Raw genomic sequence first — 14440 nt, 5'->3', positions numbered from 1 at the left:
CCCGTAGGAACCCGCGCGCGGCGCTACATCACCGACGTGAAATTCAGGAAGCGCGTGCTGGCGCCCTGGAAGGTCAGGCGCACGCTGCCGATGGGGCCGTTACGCTGCTTGCCGACGATGATTTCGGCGGTGCCCTTGTCGGGCGAGTCGGGGTTGTAGACCTCGTCGCGATAAATGAACAGGATCAAGTCGGCGTCCTGTTCGATGGCGCCGGACTCGCGCAGATCGCTCATTACCGGGCGCTTGTTGGGGCGCTGTTCAAGGCTGCGATTGAGCTGCGACAGCGCGATCAGCGGGCAGTTCAATTCCTTGGCCAGGCCCTTGAGCGAGCGGCTGATTTCCGAAATCTCGGTGGCGCGGTTCTCGCCGGCCGAACTGGCCGACATGAGCTGCATGTAGTCGATGATGATGAGCCCCAGCTGGCCGCACTGGCGCGCCAGGCGGCGCGAGCGAGCCCGCACCTCCATGGAGCTGAGCGCCGGGGTCTCGTCGATGTAGATCTGCGCTTCCTGCACCTGCTGCACCGCATGGGTCAGGCGCGGCCAGTCGTCGGCGGTCAGCTTGCCGGTACGCATGCGATGCTGGTCGAGCATGCCGACCGAGCCCACCATGCGCATGGCCAGCTGCACCGCGCCCATTTCCATGGAGAACACCGCCACCGGCAGGCCCTGCTCTATGGCCACGTGCTCGCCGATGTTCATGGAAAACGAGGTCTTGCCCATGGACGGGCGCCCGGCCACGATGATCAAGTCGCCGGGCTGCAGGCCCGAAGTCATGCGATCCAGGTCGGTGAAGCCGGTAGGCACGCCGGTGACGTCGGAATCGCCCTCGCGATGGTACAGCTCGTCGATGCGCTCGACCACCTGTGTCAGCAGCGGCTGTATGTCCTGGAAGCCGGATACGCCGCGCGAGCCTTCCTGGGCAATCTGGAACACGCGCGACTCGGCCTCGTCGAGCAGCTGGCGCGCCTCTTTGCCCTGGGGGTTGAAGGCCGCGGCCGAGATCTCGTCGGCCACCGAGACCAGCTTGCGCAGCATCGAGCGCTCGCGCACGATCTCGGCATAGCGCCGGATGTTGGCCGCCGAGGGCGTGTTGTGCGCCAGCGCGTTCAAGTAGGCCAGGCCGCCGACTTCCTCGGCCTTGGCGGCACTGGACAGCGATTCGTACACAGTGACCACGTCGGCCGGGCGCGCCAGGCCGATCAGGCGCGTGATGTGCTGCCAGATGATGCGATGGTCGTAGCGGTAGAAATCTTCTTCGCCCAGGACGTCGGTGATGCGATCCCAGGCGGCGTTGTCCAGCAGCAGGCCGCCCAGCACGGACTGCTCGGCCTCGACCGAATGCGGCGGCACCCGCAGATAGTCCAGCTGCGGATCGCCGCTCAGCGGCGCGCCGCCCGCCACCGCACCGTTCATTGTCTTGCTCTCTGGCATTGCCACCTCGGTTTGCTACGGATTCGCATTCAACAGCATAGCTGCGTTACTTCGCCTTGCCGTACTTTGTATTGTTTCCGGCTTTGCGCCTGATTCGCTTAACGCGCTTGCCGTTCTGATTGCAAACCCGTAGACGCATAGGGAAACGGAAAAAGAAATAGCCGGCATACGCCGGCTATAGTGTAGCGGGTGCAGCGGCATGGCCGGCGCCTGTGCGCCGCCCTTGCCGGATCAGGCCATTTCGCCTTGCACCACCAGGGTAATGTCGACCACCACGTCGGCGTGCAGGGCAATTTGCACGGGGTACTCGCCCACGGCCTTGAAGGCGCCGTTGGCCAGGCGCACCTGCGCTTTTTCCACCGACTCGAAGCCCTGCTTGTGCAGCGCCGCGGCGATGTCCATATTGGTGACCGAGCCGAACAAACGGCCGTCCACGCCCGACTTCTGGGAGATGGTCAGCGTCAGGCCCGAGAGCTTCTCGCCCAAGGCCTGGGCGGCGGCCAGCTTCTCGGCCTGCACCTTTTCGAGTTCGGCGCGGCGCGCTTCGAACTCTTTCAGGGCGGCGTCGGTGGCACGGCGGGCGATCTTTTTCGGGATCAGGTAATTGCGGGCATAGCCGTCGCGCACGCGCACGACTTCGCCGAGGTTACCCAGGTTGACTACTTTTTCGAGCAGAATGACTTGCATGACGTAGGCCCCGGATTAGTGGTGATTGTCGGTGTAAGGCAGCAGGGCCAGGAAGCGCGCACGCTTGATCGCGGTGTCGAGCTGGCGCTGGTAGTGGGCCTTGGTGCCGGTCAGGCGAGCCGGGATGATCTTGCCGTTTTCCTGGATGAAGTCGCGCAGCGTGTCCAGGTCTTTGTAGTCGATTTCCTCGACGCCGGCCGCGGTGAAGCGGCAGAACTTGCGGCGCTTGAACAGCGGATTTTGCTGCGTGAATTTGCGCTTTTCTTTGCTTTTCTTGAAGAAAGCCATGATGTGCCTCTCGGTTTCAGGGGAGCCAAGCAGCCCCTGGATATTTTCCATATGGCGAACCGCCCTGCGATTCGCACCCAATCAAAACTCAAAACTGCGGTTGCGGCCTAGACCAGAACCGTGGCCCCTCCGGCATACGTCCGGTTCGCCTGCTGGATATGCACCACCAGCCTGCTGGAACCCTTGCGGCTCGGAGCCAGGAAGCCCTCGATCGACAGCACGGCGCCCAGCGGAGTGTCCGCCAGCAGCAGCGCCACGTCGCCCAGGGCCACGGCAGGAACCGTCAACTCGACCCGGCGCGGATGGCCGGCCTCCATGACTTCGGACTCGTGGTTCAGCAGCATTTCGATAGCCGGCAAGCCTGCCGGGGTGTATCGCAGCGGCTTGACCTCGAACGCCGTGGCGGTCATGGCGAGCTGGTTCACGCTTGCGGGCACGGACGCAACAGCCTGCGCCTTACGCCGCCGAAGTGGTTTCGGACGACGCCTTGCGGGCCTCTTCGCGCTCGACCGACTTCATCATCAGCGACGGAGCCGTCTGCGCCTTCTTGGTCTTGATGACCAGGTGGCGCAGAACCGCGTCGTTGTAGCGGAAGGAATGCTCGAGCTCATCGAGAATCGCTTGCGAGCACTCGATGTTCAGGCAGACATAATGAGCTTTGACGAGCTTCTGGATGGGGTAGGCCAATTGGCGGCGACCCCAGTCTTCGGTGCGATGCACCTGGCCGCCGCTGCCGGTGACCATGGTTTGATAGCGCTCGACCATAGCGGGCACCTGCTCGCTTTGATCGGGATGCACAATGAACACTACTTCGTAGTGGCGCATGAACTACACTCCTTGAGGATGTCTTCCGGAAACGCCGAGAAATGCCGTGCACCGGCAGGCCATGGGCCAAGCCGCGCGTGAATATGCGTAGAAACGCATGAATACGCCAGGTACACGTAATGAAAAGGCGCCCGAAAGGGGCAGCCCGTCCCTCCCAACACCGGGAAGAATCGAGCAAGAAACCGTCTATTTTAGCATGTTGAAGCGCGCGTGTCCGGCCGCGGCCACGGCCGGCACGACAGGCTCAGCCTTCCACCACGGCGTAGGCCGAATGGTTGTGGATGGATTCGAAATTCTCGGCTTCAATGTGGAAGCGTTGCACCCCGGCAACGGTCTTGACCTGCGCCGCCACGTCGCGCACCAGATCTTCGACGAATTTCGGATTCTCGTAGGCGCGCTCGGTGACGAATTTCTCGTCGGTGCGCTTGAGCAGGCCCCACAATTCGCTGGATCCTTGTTGCTCGATGCGGCGGATCAGGTCGTCGACGTTGGCCTGGGCCGGATCGCCATAAGCCACGCGCACCGTGACGTGCGAGCGCTGATTGTGCGCGCCGTAGTCTGCGATGGCCTTGGAGCACGGGCACAGGCTGGTAACCGGCACCAGTACCGCCAGCTCGAACGCCACGGCGTCGCCCTCGGCGCGCGCCGTCCAGGTGAGCTCGTAGTCCATGAGGCTGGCCACGCCCGATACCGGCGCGACCTTCTCGATGAAATACGGAAAGGACGCGGTGATGTCGCCCTTGACGGCGTGCAGCAGCGGCAGCATGTCGCGAGCCATGTCGCAGAACAGCGCCGGCGTCATGGGCCGCGAGCGATATTGCTCGAGCAGCGCCACGAAACGCGACATGTGCGTGCCTTTTTCCTCGGCCGGCAACGCTACCGTAAGCTCCCATTGCGCCACGGTGGGCATGGCCTGCCCGCCCGCACCGGCCACCAGCATGGGGTGGCGCACGCCGCGTACGCCAACCCGCTGGATGGGGATATGGCGAGTGTCGACGCTGCTTTGCACGTCGGGCATGGCGACAAGGGGATCAGTCAGAGAATTCATGTGTCACAAACCTGGGGGATGCGGCGCCGGGCACGCTCCCGAAAAATGGCAAACTTTAGATTATGCAACAAACTGCGTCGGGCCGTTCGCCAAAACCCCAACGCAATCAGCACATTACACCACAACCTGAGGGTCGGAAGCGAGCCATAAGCTTATTGTCCGCCGGCGGCGCTTGCCTGTTTGGCGCCGAATCGCGGTGCCAGCACGGCCTGGAAGCGCTCGCGCACCGAGCGCTCGATGCCAGCCGCGTCCAGGCCCAGCCCGCGCAACAGCGCGGCCTGCTCGCCATGGTCGATGAAGGCGTCGGGCAGGCCCAGCTGCAGCACCGGCAGGCACAGCCCGTGCGCCCCCAGCAGCTCGGTGACCGCGCTGCCGGCACCGCCCATCACACAGGCCTCTTCGACCGTGACCAGGACATCGTGCTCGGCCGCTAGCGCCAGCACCAGGGCCTCGTCCAGCGGCTTGACGAAACGCATGTCGGCCAGCGTGGCGCCGAGCGCTTCGGCCGCCGCCAGTGCCGCCGGCACCAGGGTGCCGAAACCCAGGATGGCGATGCGCCTGCCCTGGCGGCGCAGCACACCCTTGCCCAGCGGCACGGTTTCCAGCCCCGCCACGACCTCGGCCCCGCAGCCGGCGCCGCGCGGATAGCGCACCGAAGCCGGCCCCGGGTGCTGGTAGCAGGTACTTAACAGCAGCCGCGCCTCGTTTTCGTCCGACGGCGTGGCGACTACCATGTTGGGGACGCAGCGCAGGAATGCAATATCGTAATTGCCGCCATGGGTGGCGCCGTCGGCCCCGACCAGCCCGGCGCGATCCAGCGCGAAGGTGACGTCCAGGTTCTGCAAGGCCACGTCATGGATGAACTGGTCGTAGCCGCGCTGCATGAAGGTGGAATAGATGGCCACCACGGGCTTGCGGCCCTCGCAGGCCAGGCCGGCAGCGAAAGTGACCGCGTGCTGCTCGGCGATGCCGACGTCGAAATAGCGCTCGGGAAAGCGCTGCTCGAACTCGACCAGGCCGCTGCCCTCGCGCATGGCGGGGGTGATGCCGTACAGGCGCTCGTCGGCCTGCCCCATGTCGCACAGCCAGCGGCCGAACACCTGGGTGTAGGTCTGGCGCGGCGGCGTCTTGGGCTTCTGTATGCCCACGCTGGGGTCGAACTTGCCGGGCCCGTGATAGAGCACCGGGTCGGCCTCGGCCAGCTTGTAGCCGTGGCCCTTGCGGGTGACCACGTGCAGGAACTGCAGTCCGCCCAGCGCCCGCAGGTTTTCCAGCGTCGGCACCAGGGCGTCCAGGTCGTGGCCGTCGAGGGGCCCCACATAGTTGAAGCCCAGCTCTTCGAAAAAGGTGGCCGGCGAAACCAGGCCCTTGGCGTGGCCCTCGACGCGGCGGGCGAATTCCAGCACGGGCGGCACATGCTGCAGCACCGCGCGCCCGACGTTCTTGGCCGCGGCGTAGAAGCCGCCGGACAGCAGGCGCGCCAGGTAGCGGTTCAGGGCCCCGACCGGCGGCGAGATCGACATGTCGTTGTCGTTGAGCACCACCAGCAGGTTGACGCCGGGCGTGACGCCCGCATTGTTCAGGGCCTCGAAGGCCATGCCGGCGGTCATGGCGCCGTCGCCGATTACGGCGATATGGCGGCGCTGCAGGCCCAGGTTGCGCGAAGCCACCGCCATGCCCAGCGCCGCCGAGATGGAAGTGGACGAGTGGGCGGTGCCGAAGGCATCGTATTCCGACTCGCTGCGCTTGGGAAAGCCCGATATGCCACCCTGCTGGCGCAGCGTGGACATCCGTTCGCGCCGCCCGGTAAGTATTTTGTGCGGATACGACTGATGGCCCACGTCCCACACGATACGGTCGTCGGGCGTGTTGAAGACGTAGTGCAGGGCGATGGTCAGTTCCACCGTGCCGAGATTGGAGGATAGGTGGCCGCCGGTCTTGGAGACCGACTGCAACACGAATTCGCGCAATTGATCCGCCACGTCCTTGAGATCGCGCCGGCCCAGGGTGCGCAGATCGGAAGGAGACTGGATTTGGTCAAGCGTAACGGTAGTCATGAGGCAATAGGCAAATTCTCGGCAAGCGCCGTGTAGCGATCTTGGGGCCGGGCGCGGCTCGCGCCGCGGCCACCTTCCCGCTTATTTTAGAACGTATAGAGCACGGACGCGGGCAGCGGGCATCAGCGATCCCGGCCGACGATGAAATCCGCGATCTGGCCCAGCCGGCCGGCGGCCGCGCCCAGCGGCAGCAGCGCGGCATGCGCCTCTTCGCGCAGGCTGTGCAGCAGCTCGCGCGAGCCATCCAGCCCCAGCAGCGATACATAGGTGGGCTTGTCGCTGGCGGCGTCCTTGCCCGCCGTCTTGCCCAGCGTAGCGGTGTCGGCGGTTACGTCGAGAATGTCGTCGACCACCTGGAACGCCAGGCCCACGGCCGCCGCGTAGGACTCCAGGCTGACACGCACGCTCGAGCTGGCGCCGGCCACCACCCCGCCCAGCAGCACGCTGGCACCCAGCATGGCGCCGGTCTTCATGCTGTGCATGGTCTGCAATTGGTCGCGCGTCAGCATGCTGCCCACGCTTTCGCAATCTATGGCCTGGCCGCCGGCCATGCCGTTGCTGCCGGCGGAATGGGCCAGGATCTGCACCGCCTGCACGATCAGCGCCGGCGCAATCGGCATCTGCGCCAGCAGCTCGAAGGCCAGGGGCTGGAGCGCGTCGCCGGCGAGCATCGCGGTGGCCTCGTCGAATTGCACGTGCACCGTGGGGCGCCCGCGCCGCAGCGTGTCATCGTCCATGCAGGGCAGATCGTCGTGCACCAGCGAATAGGCATGGATGATCTCGACGGCCGCGGCGGCGTAGTCCAAAGCCATCTCTTGCGCCGTCGAGGCCGTGCCGGCCTGCAGGCAGACCTCGCCGGCCGCATACGCCAGCATTGCACGCACCCGCTTGCCGCCGCCCAGCACTGCATAGCGCATGGCCTGGTGCAGTCTGCCGGGCACCGTGCCGGGCTCGGGCAGCAGGCGCTCCAGCACCGTCTCGGTGTGGTGGACGCGATCCGACAGCCAGGAGGAAAATTCGAGTTGCCTGGCGCCCATGTTATGGCTCGTCGGCGGCATCGAGCGGGCGCAGCAGATTGCCCTGCAGCACCTTCACTTGCTGTTCGGCGGCGTCCAGCCGCTGCTGGCAGATGCGGGCGAGTTCCACCCCTTTTTCGTAGGCCGCCAGGGACTGATCCAGCGCCAGCGTGCCGTTTTCCATCTGCGCCACCAGCGCCTCGAGCTGCGCCAGCGCGGTTTCGAAGTCCTGGGGCAGGCCTTTCTGAGGCAGGCCGTCCTGCCCGCCTGGCCCGGTGGCCGCACCCTTGCCGCTGCTGTTGTCTGCCATTGCGATCATCCTGGAATATTACCCCCCACGCCGCGCCTTCGGCTTGCTGCCCCCCAAGGGGGGGCGCTTTTTGCCTTGGGGCGGCCCGGCGGCAAAAAATACCCCCCACGCCGCGCCTTCGGCTTGCCATCCACCTCGCGGCTTTGCATGCCGCTCGGATTCGCCAGGCATGACACAGTCCGCAGGGACTGTGTCGTGTCCGGGCTCATCCCCCAAGGGGGAGCTTTTTGCCTTGGGGCGGCCTGGCGGCAAAAAATTCAATGCGCGGCCGTGCCGCGCCTGTATAACGGAATTGTAAGGGATGCGCCCCGGCCCCATTGCCGGCATGGCTATAGGTCTTGTTTTTTAAGAGAAAAATTAGGGTACAATTTTCGGTTTCGGCTGATTTCCCACTAGCCGACCCATTTTTTCTTCGCACCGGACACACCACAAACACCAGGCGCGCAGGCGATGCGCGTGGTCTAGCGCTGTCCGGTTTTCATCCTTGCGGGGGGGAAAATTATGACCGATATCGGTCAAGTGGCGCATCTGACGCCTGCACGTACACAGCTCCCGGTCGGCAGCTACTTCGACGAAGTCATATTCGCCAAAGAACAGGAACTCATCTTCAAACAGTCGGCCCTGTATGTGGGGCACGAAAAACTCGTGCCCGAAGTGGGCGACTGGCGCACCCTGGCGCAAGAGCGGGCCGGCCGGGTGCTGGTGCGCAGCCCCGAAGGCGTCGAACTGCTGTCGAATGTCTGCCGCCACCGCCAGGCCATCATGCTGGGCGGCACCACGGGCAACGTCACCGACCCGCGGGCCTCTTGCGGCAATCTGCGCGACACCGGCGGCAACATCGTCTGCCCTGTGCACCGCTGGACCTACAGCCAGCAGGGCCAGCTCATAGGCGCGCCGCTGTTCGAAGACAAGCCCTGCTCCGCCCTGCCGCGCTTTGCGCTGCACAACTGCCACGGCCTGCTGTTCGAAGGCCCGCGCAGCCCGGCGCAAGACCTGGCGGCGCTGTTCCAGCGTCCCGAATTCGATTTTTCCGATTACGTGCTCGACCACGTCGAGGTGCACCACTGCCACTACAACTGGAAGACCTTCATCGAGGTCTACCTGGAAGACTATCACGTGGGCCCGTTCCATCCGGGCCTGGGGCAGTTCGTCACCTGCGACGACCTGAGCTGGGAATTCTCCGACTGGTACAGCGCCCAGCGCGTCGGGGTGCACAAGGCGCTTACCCAGCCCGGCTCCAAAGTCTATGGCGACTGGCACGACCGCTTGCTGGAATACCGCGCGGGCGACGCGCCCGAGTTCGGCGCGGTGTGGGTCACCTATTTCCCCACGCACATGATCGAGCTCTATCCGCACGTGCTGGTGCTGTCCACTCTGCACCCGGTCAGCCCGCAGGAAACGCTCAATATCGTCGAGTTCTACTACCCCGAAGATATTGCCGCCTTCGAGCGCGATTTCGTGCAGGCCCAGCGTGCCGCCTACATGGAAACGGCCGTGGAAGACGACGAAATCGCCGAGCGCATGGACGCCGGCCGCAAGGCCCTGATGCTGCGCGGAGCCAATGATTCCGGCCCATACCAGTCACCCATGGAAGACGGCATGCAGCACTTCCATGAATGGTACCGGCGCCTGATGGGGCCGGAAGCCTGAAGCCCCGGGGTCAACCGGGCACGCTGCCCTTGGCCACCGGCCGCGACGGGTCGCTGCACCATTCGCTCCAGGAACCGGGGTACAGCGCCGAGCCGGTCAGGCCGGCCAGTTCCATGGCAAACAAATTGTGGCAGGCCGTGATGCCCGAGCCGCACTGATGCACCACGCGCTGCGCGGGCAGGCCCTGCAACAGCGCGGAAAATTCGGCGCGCAGTTCCTGCGGCGCCTTGAAACGCCCATCGGCGCCGAGATTCTGCCCATTGGGACGATTCAGGGCACCGGGGATGTGCCCGGCCACCGGATCCATGGGTTCGACCTCACCGGCATAGCGATTGGCGGCGCGCGCGTCCACTACGGTAAAAGCCGGCTTTTCCAGGTTCGCCGCCACGGCCTGCGCATCCACCATGGGCATGTGCGGGCGCTGCCCGCCGCCGGCACCCGTCGGCGCACCGGAGGCTTGCGCCGCCGGATTGCGCCCAGATCCGCTCTCTTGCGCACCGCCGGCGGCCTGCCAGGCCTGCCAGCCGCCGTCGAGCACGGCCACGTGCTCGTGGCCCAGCCAGCGCAGCATCCACCAGAGGTGTGCCGCGAACATGCCGCCTTGCGCGTCGTACACCACCACCCGGGTGTCGGGCGTCAGGCCGCAAGCCTGCATCAGCGCCGCAAAATCGGCCATGGCCGGCAAGGGATGGCGCCCATTGCGCCCGGTCTTGGGAGCGGCCAGCTGGGTTTCGTTATCCAGGTAGACGGCGCCGGGCACATGGCCTTGTTCGTAGGCGCGGCGGCCGGCGGCGTGATCCTGCAGATCGTGGCGCACGTCGAACACCAGCCAGCGCCCCTTGGAAAGCGCCGCCTTCAGGTCTTCGGCTTGCATGAGTACATCAGACATATTGTGGTCTCCTATTCCGCGGCCGCAGCCGCCGTGGCCTTGGCCGTTGTCGTGGCTTCGACCTCGCGGACGATGCGGTCTTCGGTGTATGTGCGCCAGATCGACAGCAGGCCCGACGCGATGATCAGCGCGATGCCGCCCCAGGCGATGAGATCGGGCCAATCGCCCCAGAAAACAATGCCCAGCAGGGCAGCGAAAATAATCGTCGTATATTGCAGCGCAGCGGTCAACAGCGCCGAGCCCAGGCCGAAGGCCCGAGTCATGGCCAACTGCCCGATCATGCCGCTGCTGCCCAGGGCCACCAGCACCAGCCACGCCTTGGCACTAAGCGGATTCCAGCCGCCGAACCCGAATCCCACCATGCTGCTCAGGCACACGCAGCACGAGAAAATCAGCACCGTACGCCATTCCGGCTCGCCTATCCTGCCCAGTTCGCGCAGCTGCATCATGGCCACGGCCGACATGGCCCCGGCCGACAGCCCCAGCGCCGCGGCGAGCAGGTGGTCGTGCTGGACGCTGGGACGCAGGATCCCCACCACCCCCAGGAAGCCGGCCACCACGGCCAGGATGCGCACCGGATCGCGCTGCGATCCGCCCCAGCCGAGCATCCAGCCGGCGATGAACAGCGGCGCGGTGTAGTTCAGGCTGATGGCGGTGGACAGCGGCAGATGCGCCAGGGCATAGAAGCCCAGCCACATGGATGCCACCCCGGCGACGTTGCGCCACAGGTGCGCCCGCCAGCTCGTGGGCGCCAGGGTGCGGCGATAATAGCGCGCCCAAAGCAACAGGCAAAGCACCGACGGGACACCGCGAAACAGCACCACCTGCGCCAGCGTAGCCCCGAAATCCACCGAGAATTTGACGCAGGCGCCCATGATCGCAAACATGACGCAGGCCAATAACATCCAGAGCGACTGCATGGTTCAACCGGGACTCGTTGGGAAGGACAGGAAAACAGGGCGAGGAAAAGCCGATACTATAACCTCGCGGGATGGATCATAATCCGTATCCGCTTCCATACGGCGGGGCGGCCCTGCAGCGGGCACCGCGGAATCGTGCATGCGCCCGCTTTGAAACGCGGCGACCGCCCCCATATTGGATATTCCAAAGATTGTCGCCATACACCGTACAGAATTTTCGTATCACAGGGGGATCCTGGCAATGAAACGCATCGTGTTATTCCTGCTCACCAACCTGGCCGTCGTGCTGGTGCTGAGCGCCACCATGAGCGCGCTGGGCGTGGGCCGCTACCTGACGGCCAACGGGCTGGATCTGTCGCAGCTGCTGGTGTTCGCCGCACTGGTGGGCTTCACGGGCTCGATCGTCTCGCTGCTGCTCAGCAAAACAATGGCCAAGGCCAGCACCGGCGCCCGGGTCATAGATCCGCAGGCGCCCGCCAATGCGCGCGAGGCCTGGCTGGTCGACACCGTCCACCAATTGGCCGACCGCGCCGGCATCGGCCGCCCCGAAGTCGCCATCTACGAAGGCGCACCCAACGCCTTTGCCACCGGCGCCTTCCGCAACGAGGCGCTGGTGGCGGTTTCCACCGGCCTGCTCGAAAGCATGAACGAAGAAGAAGTCACCGCGGTGCTGGGCCACGAGGTCAGCCACATCGCCAACGGCGATATGGTCACCCTGACGCTGATCCAGGGCGTGGTCAACACCTTCGTGGTGTTCCTGGCCCGGGTGGTAGGCTATTTCGTCGACCGGGCGCTGCTCAAGAACGAGCGCGACGTAGGCGTGGGCTACTACGTCACCGTCGTGGTCTGCGAACTGGTCTTCGGCATCCTTGCCTCGGTCATCGTGGCCTGGTTCTCGCGCATGCGCGAATACCGCGCCGACGCTGGCTCGGCGCGGCTGCTCAGCTCGCGCGAGCCCATGATCCATGCCCTGGCCCGCCTGGGCGGCCTGGAGGCCGGCGAACTGCCCAAGACCTTCGAGGCCTCGGGTATTTCCGGCGGCCGGGCGATCAGCGCCCTGTTCGCCTCGCACCCGCCCATCGCCTCGCGCATCGCCGCCCTGCAGTCCGCGCCGCTCGCCTGAGGCCTGCTCCGCTTTTAGGGTGCACAGGCCCTAACCATGTGCCGGAACGGGCCGGCCCGAGCGGCCCGGCGCGGCCCGCTCGGGCCGCGCCGCATGAAGCCAGCCCCATGCGGCCGTGTCACGAATGACACAGCACGAATGGCCGCTGCAGCCATGGCCGTTGTCATGTAAAGGTTTTCGGCGCAAACTAACGGGTTCCGTCCGTGGATCCGCGCAAAGGAATCCACGAGCGCACGATCCTGCCCGGGCATGCCCGCCGCAGGGCTGTTTTCCACGTTCCCCGGCCAGGGCCGCCGGGCTTCGATAAGCATTGCCTATGACTGAAGTACTCGCACTCCTGGATTTCGGGGGCTACATCGCCCTGCTGCTTTGGGGCGTGCACATGGTGCAAAGCGGCGTGCAGCGCGCCTTCGGCGCCGCCCTGGACACGGCGCTGGGCCATGCGCTGGGCACGCGCCTGCGGGCCTTCGCCGCCGGCCTGGGCATCACCGCGGCGCTGCAGAGCAGCACCGCCACCGGCCTGATGATCACGGGCTTCGCCGCCGGCGGCCTGGTGGCGCTGACCCCGGCGCTGGCGGCCATGCTCGGCGCCAACGTCGGCACCACGCTGATCGTCCAGCTGCTGTCCTTCAATCTGTCCGCGCTGGCCCCGGTGCTGATCCTGATCGGCGTGTGGCTGTTCCGGCGCCACCAGCCCGGCCGCCGGCGCGACCTGGGCCGCGTCTTCATAGGCCTGGGGCTGCTGCTCATCTCTTTGCACGAGTTGGTCACCCTGTTCTCTCCCATCCAGCATTCCGAGCTGCTGCAGCTGATCCTGGGCGCCCTGGCCTCGCAGCCGGTCATCGCCCTGCTGCTGGCCGCCGCCCTGGCCTGGGCGGCCCACTCCAGCGTGGCCGTGGTGGTGCTCATCATGTCCCTGGCCGCCCACGACGTGGTCACGCCGGCGGTGGCCTACGCCCTGGTGCTGGGCGCCAACCTGGGCACCTCGGTCAACCCGCTGATCGAAGGCGTGACCGACAGCGACCCGGCCGCGCGCCGCGTGCCGCTGGGCAACCTGGGCCTGCGCGTCGTCGCCTGCTTCCTGGCGCTGATCGTGCTGCCCTGGATACCCGCCATGATGAGCTTTCTTTCCACCGACCCGGCGCGCGCCGTGGCGAATTTCCACACCCTGTTCAACGTGGCCGCGGCGATCCTGTTCCTGCCCCTGCTCAAGCCCTACTCGCGGCTACTGGTGAAATGGCTGCCCAAGCGCATCGACCCCAACGACCCCGGCAAGCCGCTGTACCTGGACGAAGCGGCGCACGAGGTGCCGGCCGTGGCGCTGGGCAACGCCGCGCGCGAGGCCCTGCGGCTGTCGGATATGCTGCAGACGCTGATCAACATCACGCGCGCCGGATTCCGCCGCGACAACCGGCAGCGGGTAGCCCAGGCCCGGGAAATCAACCACGCCATCAGCCATCTCGACAACCTGATCACCACCTACCTGGCCACGCTGGATCACGACAGCATGAGCCAGGACGACCAGCGCCGCCTCGACGAGATTCTTACCTTTTCGTCGAACATCACCCACGCGGCCAGCATCACCACCACCGGCTTGCTGGGCCATACCGGCACCCTGCGCAAAAAGGGCTGGACGCTCAAGCCCGAACAGCGCGAAGAACTGACTGAAGTGCTGGATCGGCTGCTGCGCAACCAGCGCCAGACGGCGGCCCTGTTCGTCGCCGAAGACCTGAAAAGCGCCCGCCAGTTGGCCGTCGAGAAAGACCACTTCCGCAATATCGAAGCGGCGGCCGCCGAGCGCCACCTGGATCGGATCAAGTCCGGCCAGCTGGATTCGGCCGAACTGGGCTCGCTGTACCTGGAGATCCTGCGCGATGCCAAGACCGTGAATTCCTACCTGGTGGGCGCGGCCGCCTACCCGGTGCTGGCCAAGCACAACGAACTGCTGCCGAACCGCCTGCGCGAAGTGCAGGCATAAGGCCCCTCGGTTGCCTCTCGCCACGCAACTAGGTAGCCCCCCATTATTTAAACAACGCCACTTTAAGGGGGAAATTGCCATTCACATACGCTAAAATTCGCCGTCCGAGACGCGCTTATATTCACGTGCCAGAGCTAATTCCATACTATAGTCCGTTACGGTATCCTGGGGGGAAATCGTGGTTAGCTCCTGAGCTTCGTGAATGGCTGGCCAGGG

At 65.6% G+C, this 14440-nt stretch carries 14 protein-coding genes; 3 read left to right on the top strand and 11 right to left on the bottom strand.

The window, feature by feature from the left end; all coding sequences use genetic code 11:
• Positions 1 to 23: 23 nt before the first annotated feature.
• From CEY11_RS19500 to CEY11_RS19460, 9 genes are all read right to left on the bottom strand, one after another.
• Positions 24 to 1433 carry a replicative DNA helicase gene (locus CEY11_RS19500; RefSeq protein WP_408608149.1) on the bottom strand — a complete coding sequence of 470 codons (1410 nt, stop codon included), beginning with the start codon at positions 1431 to 1433 and terminating at the stop codon, positions 24 to 26.
• A 231-nt stretch (positions 1434 to 1664) separates the two neighbouring features.
• Entirely contained in the window at positions 1665 to 2120 is a 456-nt protein-coding gene (gene rplI / locus CEY11_RS19495) for a 50S ribosomal protein L9 (protein WP_088605086.1), read from the bottom strand.
• Positions 2121 to 2135: 15 nt separating this feature from the next.
• On the bottom strand, positions 2136 to 2408 hold the full coding sequence (rpsR, locus tag CEY11_RS19490; RefSeq protein WP_088605164.1) for a 30S ribosomal protein S18: 273 nt from the start codon (positions 2406 to 2408) through the stop codon (positions 2136 to 2138).
• 107 nt (positions 2409 to 2515) lie between these two features.
• The gene (gene priB, locus CEY11_RS19485) at positions 2516 to 2818 is read right to left on the bottom strand and encodes a primosomal replication protein N (protein WP_088605163.1); all 303 of its coding nucleotides are present in this window, start codon (positions 2816 to 2818) and stop codon (positions 2516 to 2518) included.
• Between the two features lie 46 nt (positions 2819 to 2864).
• Positions 2865 to 3233: a 30S ribosomal protein S6 gene (gene rpsF / locus CEY11_RS19480; protein WP_088605085.1), complete on the bottom strand. Its 369-nt coding sequence runs from the start codon at positions 3231 to 3233 to the stop codon at positions 2865 to 2867.
• Between the two features lie 244 nt (positions 3234 to 3477).
• Positions 3478 to 4281 carry a GTP cyclohydrolase FolE2 gene (folE2, locus tag CEY11_RS19475; RefSeq protein WP_088605084.1) on the bottom strand — a complete coding sequence of 268 codons (804 nt, stop codon included), beginning with the start codon at positions 4279 to 4281 and terminating at the stop codon, positions 3478 to 3480.
• A gap of 152 nt (positions 4282 to 4433) precedes the next feature.
• Positions 4434 to 6338 carry a 1-deoxy-D-xylulose-5-phosphate synthase gene (gene dxs / locus CEY11_RS19470; RefSeq protein ID WP_088605083.1) on the bottom strand — a complete coding sequence of 635 codons (1905 nt, stop codon included), beginning with the start codon at positions 6336 to 6338 and terminating at the stop codon, positions 4434 to 4436.
• A gap of 122 nt (positions 6339 to 6460) precedes the next feature.
• Complete coding sequence (locus tag CEY11_RS19465; protein WP_088605082.1) at positions 6461 to 7375, bottom strand: polyprenyl synthetase family protein; 915 nt, start codon at positions 7373 to 7375, stop codon at positions 6461 to 6463.
• 1 nt (position 7376) lies between these two features.
• Positions 7377 to 7664, bottom strand: coding sequence for an exodeoxyribonuclease VII small subunit (locus tag CEY11_RS19460; RefSeq protein ID WP_088605081.1), 288 nt, complete (start codon positions 7662 to 7664; stop codon positions 7377 to 7379).
• Positions 7665 to 8165: 501 nt separating this feature from the next.
• On the opposite strand from CEY11_RS19460, the gene CEY11_RS19455 reads away from it, so the two are divergent.
• On the top strand, positions 8166 to 9314 hold the full coding sequence (locus tag CEY11_RS19455; protein ID WP_088605080.1) for an aromatic ring-hydroxylating oxygenase subunit alpha: 1149 nt from the start codon (positions 8166 to 8168) through the stop codon (positions 9312 to 9314).
• A 10-nt stretch (positions 9315 to 9324) separates the two neighbouring features.
• Here the strand turns inward: CEY11_RS19455 and CEY11_RS19450 are convergent, their stop codons facing one another.
• Together CEY11_RS19450 and CEY11_RS19445 are read right to left on the bottom strand one after the other, a co-directional pair.
• Positions 9325 to 10203 carry a sulfurtransferase gene (locus CEY11_RS19450; protein ID WP_088605079.1) on the bottom strand — a complete coding sequence of 293 codons (879 nt, stop codon included), beginning with the start codon at positions 10201 to 10203 and terminating at the stop codon, positions 9325 to 9327.
• A gap of 11 nt (positions 10204 to 10214) precedes the next feature.
• Positions 10215 to 11123, bottom strand: coding sequence for a DMT family transporter (locus tag CEY11_RS19445; protein WP_088605078.1), 909 nt, complete (start codon positions 11121 to 11123; stop codon positions 10215 to 10217).
• A 241-nt stretch (positions 11124 to 11364) separates the two neighbouring features.
• Between CEY11_RS19445 and htpX the strand changes: the two genes are divergently transcribed.
• Positions 11365 to 12246, top strand: coding sequence for a protease HtpX (gene htpX / locus CEY11_RS19440; protein WP_088605077.1), 882 nt, complete (start codon positions 11365 to 11367; stop codon positions 12244 to 12246).
• A 316-nt stretch (positions 12247 to 12562) separates the two neighbouring features.
• Positions 12563 to 14224 carry a Na/Pi cotransporter family protein gene (locus tag CEY11_RS19435; RefSeq protein WP_088605076.1) on the top strand — a complete coding sequence of 554 codons (1662 nt, stop codon included), beginning with the start codon at positions 12563 to 12565 and terminating at the stop codon, positions 14222 to 14224.
• Positions 14225 to 14440 lie beyond the last annotated feature (216 nt).

Origin of the sequence: Candidimonas nitroreducens, from assembly GCF_002209565.1 — a bacterium.
Taxonomy (GTDB): Bacteria; Pseudomonadota; Gammaproteobacteria; order Burkholderiales; family Burkholderiaceae_B; genus Candidimonas; species Candidimonas nitroreducens.
This window is presented reverse-complemented; position numbering and strand designations above follow the sequence as displayed.

Coding starts and splice junctions, on each gene's coding strand:
- CEY11_RS19500 (WP_408608149.1), bottom strand. CDS start 1,433: ATGCCAGAGAGCAAGACAATGAACGGTGCGGTGGCGGGCGGCGCGCCG.
- rplI (WP_088605086.1), bottom strand. CDS start 2,120: ATGCAAGTCATTCTGCTCGAAAAAGTAGTCAACCTGGGTAACCTCGGC.
- rpsR (WP_088605164.1), bottom strand. CDS start 2,408: ATGGCTTTCTTCAAGAAAAGCAAAGAAAAGCGCAAATTCACGCAGCAA.
- priB (WP_088605163.1), bottom strand. CDS start 2,818: ATGACCGCCACGGCGTTCGAGGTCAAGCCGCTGCGATACACCCCGGCA.
- rpsF (WP_088605085.1), bottom strand. CDS start 3,233: ATGCGCCACTACGAAGTAGTGTTCATTGTGCATCCCGATCAAAGCGAG.
- folE2 (WP_088605084.1), bottom strand. CDS start 4,281: ATGAATTCTCTGACTGATCCCCTTGTCGCCATGCCCGACGTGCAAAGC.
- dxs (WP_088605083.1), bottom strand. CDS start 6,338: ATGACTACCGTTACGCTTGACCAAATCCAGTCTCCTTCCGATCTGCGC.
- CEY11_RS19465 (WP_088605082.1), bottom strand. CDS start 7,375: ATGGGCGCCAGGCAACTCGAATTTTCCTCCTGGCTGTCGGATCGCGTC.
- CEY11_RS19460 (WP_088605081.1), bottom strand. CDS start 7,664: ATGGCAGACAACAGCAGCGGCAAGGGTGCGGCCACCGGGCCAGGCGGG.
- CEY11_RS19455 (WP_088605080.1), top strand. CDS start 8,166: ATGACCGATATCGGTCAAGTGGCGCATCTGACGCCTGCACGTACACAG.
- CEY11_RS19450 (WP_088605079.1), bottom strand. CDS start 10,203: ATGTCTGATGTACTCATGCAAGCCGAAGACCTGAAGGCGGCGCTTTCC.
- CEY11_RS19445 (WP_088605078.1), bottom strand. CDS start 11,123: ATGCAGTCGCTCTGGATGTTATTGGCCTGCGTCATGTTTGCGATCATG.
- htpX (WP_088605077.1), top strand. CDS start 11,365: ATGAAACGCATCGTGTTATTCCTGCTCACCAACCTGGCCGTCGTGCTG.
- CEY11_RS19435 (WP_088605076.1), top strand. CDS start 12,563: ATGACTGAAGTACTCGCACTCCTGGATTTCGGGGGCTACATCGCCCTG.